Source organism: Microbacterium sp. ISL-103 (assembly GCF_018613995.1).
In the GTDB taxonomy this organism is placed as follows: domain Bacteria; phylum Actinomycetota; class Actinomycetes; order Actinomycetales; family Microbacteriaceae; genus Microbacterium.
This window is the reverse complement of the sequence record NZ_JAGGPD010000023.1, coordinates 1-7,356: the sequence shown is the minus strand read 5'-3', so window position 1 is coordinate 7,356 and position 7,356 is coordinate 1. Positions and strand designations below refer to the sequence as shown.

General features: G+C 68.6%; 7 protein-coding genes and 1 pseudogene. 5 read left to right on the top strand and 3 right to left on the bottom strand.

Going from position 1 to position 7,356, the window contains the following annotated elements:
* The 5 genes and pseudogenes from J7E68_RS01195 to J7E68_RS01175 all read left to right on the top strand — a co-directional run.
* Positions 1 to 769, top strand: a pseudogene (locus J7E68_RS01195) (ABC transporter); the annotation flags it as partial.
* Between the two features lies 1 nt (position 770).
* Positions 771 to 1,682 carry a zinc ABC transporter substrate-binding protein AztC gene (aztC, locus tag J7E68_RS01190; protein ID WP_215169101.1) on the top strand — a complete coding sequence of 304 codons (912 nt, stop codon included), beginning with the start codon at positions 771 to 773 and terminating at the stop codon, positions 1,680 to 1,682.
* Between the two features lie 29 nt (positions 1,683 to 1,711).
* Positions 1,712 to 2,920, top strand: a complete 1,209-nt coding sequence (gene aztD, locus J7E68_RS01185) for a zinc metallochaperone AztD (RefSeq protein ID WP_215169100.1) — start codon at positions 1,712 to 1,714, stop codon at positions 2,918 to 2,920.
* A gap of 196 nt (positions 2,921 to 3,116) precedes the next feature.
* A complete protein-coding gene (locus J7E68_RS01180; protein WP_215169099.1) occupies positions 3,117 to 4,484 on the top strand; it encodes a D-alanyl-D-alanine carboxypeptidase family protein in 1,368 nt (455 codons plus the stop codon).
* A gap of 74 nt (positions 4,485 to 4,558) precedes the next feature.
* Positions 4,559 to 5,209, top strand: coding sequence for a hypothetical protein (locus J7E68_RS01175; protein ID WP_215169098.1), 651 nt, complete (start codon positions 4,559 to 4,561; stop codon positions 5,207 to 5,209).
* Positions 5,210 to 5,294: 85 nt separating this feature from the next.
* On the opposite strand, the gene J7E68_RS01170 is transcribed toward J7E68_RS01175, so the two are convergent.
* The 3 genes from J7E68_RS01170 to J7E68_RS01160 all read right to left on the bottom strand — a co-directional run.
* A complete protein-coding gene (locus tag J7E68_RS01170; protein ID WP_251048505.1) occupies positions 5,295 to 5,435 on the bottom strand; it encodes a hypothetical protein in 141 nt (46 codons plus the stop codon).
* A gap of 135 nt (positions 5,436 to 5,570) precedes the next feature.
* Positions 5,571 to 6,371 carry an SDR family oxidoreductase gene (locus J7E68_RS01165; protein WP_215169097.1) on the bottom strand — a complete coding sequence of 267 codons (801 nt, stop codon included), beginning with the start codon at positions 6,369 to 6,371 and terminating at the stop codon, positions 5,571 to 5,573.
* A 33-nt stretch (positions 6,372 to 6,404) separates the two neighbouring features.
* A partial coding sequence (locus J7E68_RS01160; protein ID WP_215169096.1) for a Gfo/Idh/MocA family protein occupies positions 6,405 to 7,356 on the bottom strand: 952 nt, incomplete at its 5' end.

The window sequence follows — 7,356 nt, the reverse complement described above, 5'->3', positions numbered from 1 at the left end:
GGGTTCGGGGGCTGCCGTGCTGCTCGCAACCCAGGCGCGGTCGAAGGGCGAGATCAGCGAGCTGTTCCGCATCGAGCGCGAGCCGCACGAGGGCCTCGTCGTGCCGGTCGGCTCGTTCGCGCTCGTCACCGAGGCGGCGGCTGACGGCATCGGCGCGAGCGTGCGCGGCTACACGGCAGCGGGCGAGGAGACGGGTCTCGAAGAGCCCTGCATCGCGCCTGCCGGCACTATCACGACACGGGTCGGCGCGGTCATCGGCTGCCATGACGGCGCCCTGCTCGCGCACGTCGACGGCGACGAACTGCGGGTGGAGCGCATCCCCTACCCCGCCGGCACGACCGCCCCGCCCGCGGCATCGTTCGACAACCGCGAGGGACGCCCCACCGTCGCCGGTCTCGCCGGTTCCGAGGGGATCTGGATGCTCGACACCCGCGCGAGGTCGTGGACGCTCCTCCCCTCCCCCGCCCCGCTCGCGCACGTGACCGCGGTCGACGACGAAGACGGCCACGTGCTCGCGCTCGCGCAGGACGGCCGAGTGCTCGTGCTGAACGGCGACGACGGCACGGTGCTCGCCGAGACGGCTCCGCTCGCGGCGCAGTCCCTGTCTGCCGGCGCCCAGCCGACGCTCATCGCCGATCAGCACCGCGCCTATCTGAGCGCGCCCGCCGAGCACCTCCTCTACGAGATCGACTACGCGGATGCCGCGCGCATCGCCCGCACGTTCGAGACCGCCACCGAACCGGCGTTCGTCGCCGAGACAGGACGCTGACATGCGCGCCCCACGGATCTTCTCGACCCTCGCCGTGAGCACCCTCGCCGTGATCGGCCTCAGCGCCTGCTCGGCGACGGACGACTCCCGCCCGACCATCGTCGTCTCGACGAACATCCTCGGCGACGTCGTCGAAGAACTGGTCGGAGAGCAGGCGCAGGTCGTGACGCTCATGAAGCCCAACGCAGACCCGCATTCGTTCGAGATCTCGGCACAGCAGGCCGCCACTCTGCGCAGCGCCGACCTGCTGGTATCGAACGGCCTCGGCCTCGAAGAGGGTCTGCAGCAGCATCTCGACGCGGCCGACACCGTGCCCGCGTTCGTGGCCGGCGATGCGATCGAGGTGCTCGACTACAGCGAGGGCGACGCCGCCGGGATGCCGGACTCGCACTTCTGGACCGACCCCGAGCGCATGATCGACGTGGTCGACGCCATCGAACCCGTGCTCGCAGAGATCGACGGAATCGACATCGACAGTCTCGACGCCGCCGTCGAGGAGTACCGCGCCGAGCTCCAGGCCCTGGACGCCGAGATGGCCGAAGCGTTCGCGACGATTCCCGACGAGCGCCGAGCACTGGTCACCAACCACCACGTCTTCGGCTATCTCGCGGAGCGCTTCGACTTCGACATCGTCGGAGCGGTGATCCCCGGCGGCACGACGCTCGCCGCGCCCTCGGCATCCGATCTGGCCGACCTCGTCGACGCGATCGAAGAGACCGGCGTGCCCGCGATCTTCGCCGAGTCGTCGTCACCCGACCGGCTCGTCCAGGCGCTCGCGAGCGAGGCGAACGTGCAGGTCGAGGTCATCGAGCTGTACACCGAATCACTCACCGGCCCCGACGAGGGCGCCCCCGACTACCTGACCATGATGCGCATCAACACCGAGCGCATCACCACCGGTCTCACCTCCTGAGACCCCACCACAGAGAAAGAGGAATGCACATGCGAACCTCCCCCCTTCGTCGCGCGTTGATCAGCGCGGCGGCACTCGGCGCCGTCGTCACCCTGGCGTCATGCGCCGGCGGCTCGACCGCGCCGGCATCGACCTCAGACGGCAGCGCCTCCGACGCGCAGGCGGGCCCCCGCGTCGCCGTCGCCTATGAGGGCGGCATCCTCGTGCTCGACGGCGAGACCCTCGACACCGTCGCCGACTTCGAGTCAGAGCCGTTCACGCGTCTCAACGCCGCCGGCGACGACCGACACGTCATGGTCACCATGAGCGAGGGCTTCCAGGTGCTCGACACGGCTGCCGGAACGACCGACGAGCCCGAGCTCACCGATACGGTCTTCGAGGCCGACACCCCCGGTCACGTCGTGCGGCACGCCGACAAGACCGTGCTCTACGCCGACGGCACGAGCGACACGACGATCTTCGAGACCGCAGACCTCGCGAGCGCCGACGGCCTGCCCGAGGTCGAGACCGTCCCGGGCGTCGAGGCGCACCACGGCGTCTCGGTCGTGCTCGAAGACGGCACGTTCCTGACCACCGTCGGCAACGCAGACGGGCGCAACGGCATCGTGGCGAAGGATGCCGACGGCACCGAGATCGCCTCGTCCGACCAGTGCCCCGGCGTGCACGGCGAAGGCACCGCCGAGGACGAGGCCGTGGTCTTCGGGTGCGAGAACGGCGCGCTGATCTACCACGACGGCGAGATCACCAAGGTCGACGCCCCCGACCAGCCCTACGGCCGCATGGGCAACGCGTACGTCAGCGAGACCAGCCCCATCATCGTCGGCGACTACAAGAACGACGTCGACGCCGAGGGATACCTGCTCAGCGCCGTGACCCTCATCGACACCGAGGCCAAGACGCTCGAGGTCGTCGACCTGCCTGCAGGCGTCGAGTACACCTTCCGTGACATCGTGCGCGGACCGGACGACCTCGCCTACATCCTCAGCAGCGACGGATCGATCCACGTGCTCGACCCGGAGTCCGGCGAGATCACCGACAGCTTCCCCGTCGTCGAGGCGTGGGAGGGGCCGGCCGAGTGGCAGGACGCCCATCCCGCGATCGTCGTCGCCGGAAACGTCGCCTACGTCACCGAGCCGGCCGCGAACAGCGTGCACGCGGTCGATCTGACCACGGGTGAGGTGCTCGCCAGCACCGAACTCGACGTGACGCCGAACGAGATCGCCCCGGCAGCGGGCTGAGGCGAAGCGCAGTGAGAGAGGGGCCGGGGCGCGATCGCCCCGGCCCCTCTTTCCATACCGGCTGAAGAGCGCGACCCCGCTGCCGCTGCCGCGCCCGTGTCCCCCGAACGGCCGATACCGGCGGCTGCGGAGATACGCGAGGATGGCCTTTTCTGAGGAATGCGAGCGACAGGTGGAGCGCGATGAAGGGCTCTCGATGACGGCACCCGATCAGCCGGTGGACGCTCTGTCCGATCTCGCGGACCTCATGGCGAACGAGCAGGAATTCAGCGGCGATCGAATCGATCCTGCGGTCCGCAGAAGACGCAGGCGACGAGGACTCGTCATCACGGCCGTCTGCGTCGTGCTGCTTTTTGCGGTGAGCGGAGGCTACATCGGGTGGGCGCTCACGGCGTCGGTGAATCCGCCGGCGGTGACCACCCGCGCACCGCAGGCACCGGTCGGCGTCGCCGCTGCCCTCGCGACACCTCCGGCTACGGCATCAGCGATCAGCATCGCCGGCGCCGACGCCTATCTGGGCGAGACGGCCAGCGGCACGTGGTCGGCCGCAGGGACGGGCGAACCGCTTCCGATCGCGAGCATCACCAAGCTCATCACCGCCCTCGTAATCCTCGACGCCTCGCCGCTCTCCTCGGCGGATGACCCCGGGCCGACCATCACGTTCGGCAGAGCCGACCACGATCTCTACGACGAGTACTACGTGCAGGGAGCGACCATCGCCCCGATGCCCACCGGCATCTCGATGTCGCTGCACGATGCCCTGGCCGTGATGCTCATCCCCTCCGCGAGCAATTACGCCGAGGCGCTGTCATCACGGATCTTCGGATCGCAGGACGCGTTCCTCGGCGCGACTCGCGACTGGCTCGCATCCCACCGACTCACCGGAACGACGGTCACGGAGCCGACGGGCATCAGTCCGCGCAACACCAGCACGCCCGCCGACCTGCTGGCCATCGCGAAGCTCGCCGCCGCGAACCCGGCGATCGCTCAGATCGTCGCGACCCCGTCGGTCTCGATCCCCGGCGCCGGTCGTCTGCACAACACCAACAGCCTCCTCGGCACAGCCGGGATCACAGGGTTGAAGACCGGAAACCTGGGCGAGGGCAGACACAATCTGCTGTACACCGCGACACTCGACGTGGGCGCGGCCGATCCGCTCGCGATCACCGGCGTCATCCTCGGGGGCGCGTCGCGCGACTCCGTCAACGCCACCGTGATCGCCGAGCTCGAGAGCATCCGCTCGGGTTTCCACCAGGTGCCGGTCGCGACCGCCGGCCAGGAGGTCGGGTCGATCTCGACCCCCTGGGGATCCACCGCCACGCTCGTCATTGGAGACGACGCGTCGATCTTCACCTGGTCGGACACCCCGATCGAGGTGGCGATGGCCATCGATACGCCGACCGCCTACCGCGACGGCGCGGTCGTCGGGAGCGTCACCTGGACGGCCGGCCCGAACACCGTCACTGCTCCTGTGAAGATCGCGGGGACCATCGACCCGCCCACCGAGTGGTGGCGACTCACCCACCCGTCCGAGCTCGGGTCGTTGATGGATGCATGGGGCTGAGGCAGCATCCTCGCCATCTGGGAATCCCGTCCGAATCGACGAGCACCGCTCGGCCGCGCCATTAGCGTCGAAGCATGGCTATCGACACCAGACGACCCCGGGCTCGCCGTGCACGCATCCTCTCACCCCTGGTCGGGATAGCCGTCGCCGGCGCTCTTCTGGCCGGGTGCGCCGCCCCCGCGTCACCCACCCCGACGGTCACGCAGACGGTGACGGCACCCGCCGATCCCGCGCCGAGCCCGTCGCCCAGCGCGTCCGCCCCGGCGGACGCCAGCCCGTCGGGCATCGGAGATGTCGAACTGGGCGCGCCCTTCGACGAAGCCGTGGCGGCTGCGGGTGCGACTCCGGTGGAAGCGTGTCCCTGGCTCGCGTCCGCTGAGGACGACGGATACATGCTGACCGTCCAGCGCCCCGAAGTCTCGGAGCAGGATCCCGCGGTGGTCGACCTCGTGCAGGTGTCCGCCTCGCCCGTCGACCTCGAGGGCAAGCCGGCCACAGGCCCCGTGACAGCCGAGGGGATTGGTCTCGGTTCCCGGGTGGACGAGGCGCTGGCCGCGTACCCCGACGCGGTCGAGATCGAAAGCGTCGGCGATCGCCGGTATCTCGCGGTCGAGTCGGAAGCCGATACCGGTTCTGTCTTCCTGACCTACACGGCCGGAACCGACATCATCTGGGCTGTGACGGCGACGACCCTCGACGAGCCGCCGTACGAATCCTGCGGTTGAGCGCGGCACTTCGATCAGATGCCGCGAATGCCCCACCCGACTGGCGCCGGGCGCAACCGCATCCCGACACCCGAGATACTGAGCGCTAGGCAGGGACGATCTCTGGGGCGACCCAGGACGCCAGTGCATCGTTGGTGATGCCCGATGGGCCGGGTTCGAAGTATCCCTCGGCGTTATAGACACTCACCGACCAGAACGCCTCGGCAGGCACGTCTCGCACTGTCATCGTGTCGTGTGTCGAACTCGTCCATCGCGAGCGTATGGACGCCCTCGACGATCGCGACGTGCTGAGGCGTAGAGCCATTCGCTCGAAGCGGCCCCAAACGAAGATGCGCGGGTGATGTCGTCGGGCAGGCTGATCTCAGGCGAGCAGCGCACCCATCTGCTTCGCGATCATGGTCGTCGCGAACTTGGGGTTGAGGCGCGACAGGCGATCCATGGCCGCGGCATCCGAACCGATCGTCGCCCGGAAGCGGTCCTTGCGGATCGCGTCGACGATCACTCGTCCGGCCTCCTCCGGCGTCGTCGTCTTGTACGTGCTGTTCTCCGCCGACGCATCTCCGCCGAGGTCCACGCCAGAGTTCGCAGCGATGCCGGTGCTGATCGCTCCAGGGAAGATCACCGTGACGTGCACATTCGTGTCGAGAAGCTCGGCGTAGAGCGCTTCGGTGAGAAGCTTCACCGCGGCTTTCGAGGCGCCGTAGACCGCCTGACCGGGCACCGGTGCATACGATCCCATGCTCGCGACGTTGAGCAGCGACGCCTCCGGCCGGGCGAGAAGGTGGGGCAGGAAGGCCTTGCACACGTTCATCACGCCCCAGAAGTTGACGTTCATCACCTTCTCGATCTCGGAGAACGGCAGGTCGTTGACCTTGACGAACTTCTGGATCACACCGGCGATGTTCGCGACGCCGTCGACCTGTCCGTGAGCCGCGATCACAGCGTCGGGAAGCGCGTCGATCGCATCCCGGTCGGTGATGTTCACCGCGTGCTGAGTGAATCGCGTGCCGACAGCCGCGAGTGCTGCGGTCGCTTCGAGCCCCGCGGCGTTCAGGTCGACACCGGCGACCGAGGCCCCACCGGCCAGCAGACGCAGCGTCACCTCGCGTCCGATGCCGTTCCCTGCTCCGGTGACGACGAAGACCTTGCCAGAGATGTCCATGCTTTTCCTTCTGTGGGTGGGCTCCGGACGCGATCAGCGCGACTCGGAGGAGATGTCCGCGAGGATGCGGTCGAGAGTGCGGGTGATCGAGATCGTCGTCGCCGCATCGTGCCAGGGGTGCTCGCGCAGACCGGATTCGATCGCGGCAGCCACCGCCTCGAGCATCGGGCCATAGCCATTGCCGACACGCGGATGCCGCACCTGCTCCGGCTCGCGGAAGATACGCTCCGCCGACCCTGCATGGACTCGAGCATCGCTGCCGGCCCAGAACATGGGATCGAGGGTGATCCAGCCTCGTTCGCCGCTGATCGCCGCGGAGAGATCGAGAAAGTCCACTCCTGACCAGGCGAGCTGCGCGAAGGCTCCGTCAGCGTGCTCGAGCGTGGCATGCCCCGCGAGGTCCACCTCCTCGGAGACGACGCCTCGGGCGTCGAGAGCGCGCGGCTCGCCGAGGAACCAGTGCGCGAGGGCGACCGGGTAGATGCCCCTGTCGCGCAGGATGCTGCCGCCGTCTTCCGGCCGCTCTCTGCCCGGGCGCGGGAAGAACGGGGTGCCGAAGCTCGCCCGCACGTTTCGGATAGTACCGAGCTCCCCCGCGGCGATCCGGTCGATCACCTCGACGTGCAGCGGGTTGAACCGCATCCACATCGCCTCCATGAGGAAGCGGTTCGCCTGAGCGGCACGCGCGAAGAGCAACTCGGCGTCGGCAGCCGACGTCGCGATCGGCTTCTCGACGAGTACGTGCTTACCCGCGTCGAGGGCTTCGAGCGTGATCGCGGTATGTGTGACGGCGGGGGTGGCGATGTAGACGACGTCGAGGTCGTCACGAGAGTGAAGAGCCCGACGATCCGCGGTCGCGAACGGGATGCCGTGACGCGAGGCGAATTCTGAGGAGCGCTCCATGCTTCGCCCCCAGACGGCTGAGATCTCACCTCCGATGGCGAGCAGATCGGAGACGAGGCGATCGGAGATGTCGCCGGTGCCG

Bases quoted from the DNA above. Each gene is read 5' to 3' on its own strand.
- aztC (WP_215169101.1), top strand. From the start codon at position 771: ATGCGCGCCCCACGGATCTTCTCGACCCTCGCCGTGAGCACCCTCGCC.
- aztD (WP_215169100.1), top strand. From the start codon at position 1,712: ATGCGAACCTCCCCCCTTCGTCGCGCGTTGATCAGCGCGGCGGCACTC.
- J7E68_RS01180 (WP_215169099.1), top strand. From the start codon at position 3,117: ATGACGGCACCCGATCAGCCGGTGGACGCTCTGTCCGATCTCGCGGAC.
- J7E68_RS01175 (WP_215169098.1), top strand. From the start codon at position 4,559: ATGGCTATCGACACCAGACGACCCCGGGCTCGCCGTGCACGCATCCTC.
- J7E68_RS01170 (WP_251048505.1), bottom strand. From the start codon at position 5,435: ATGACAGTGCGAGACGTGCCTGCCGAGGCGTTCTGGTCGGTGAGTGTC.
- J7E68_RS01165 (WP_215169097.1), bottom strand. From the start codon at position 6,371: ATGGACATCTCTGGCAAGGTCTTCGTCGTCACCGGAGCAGGGAACGGC.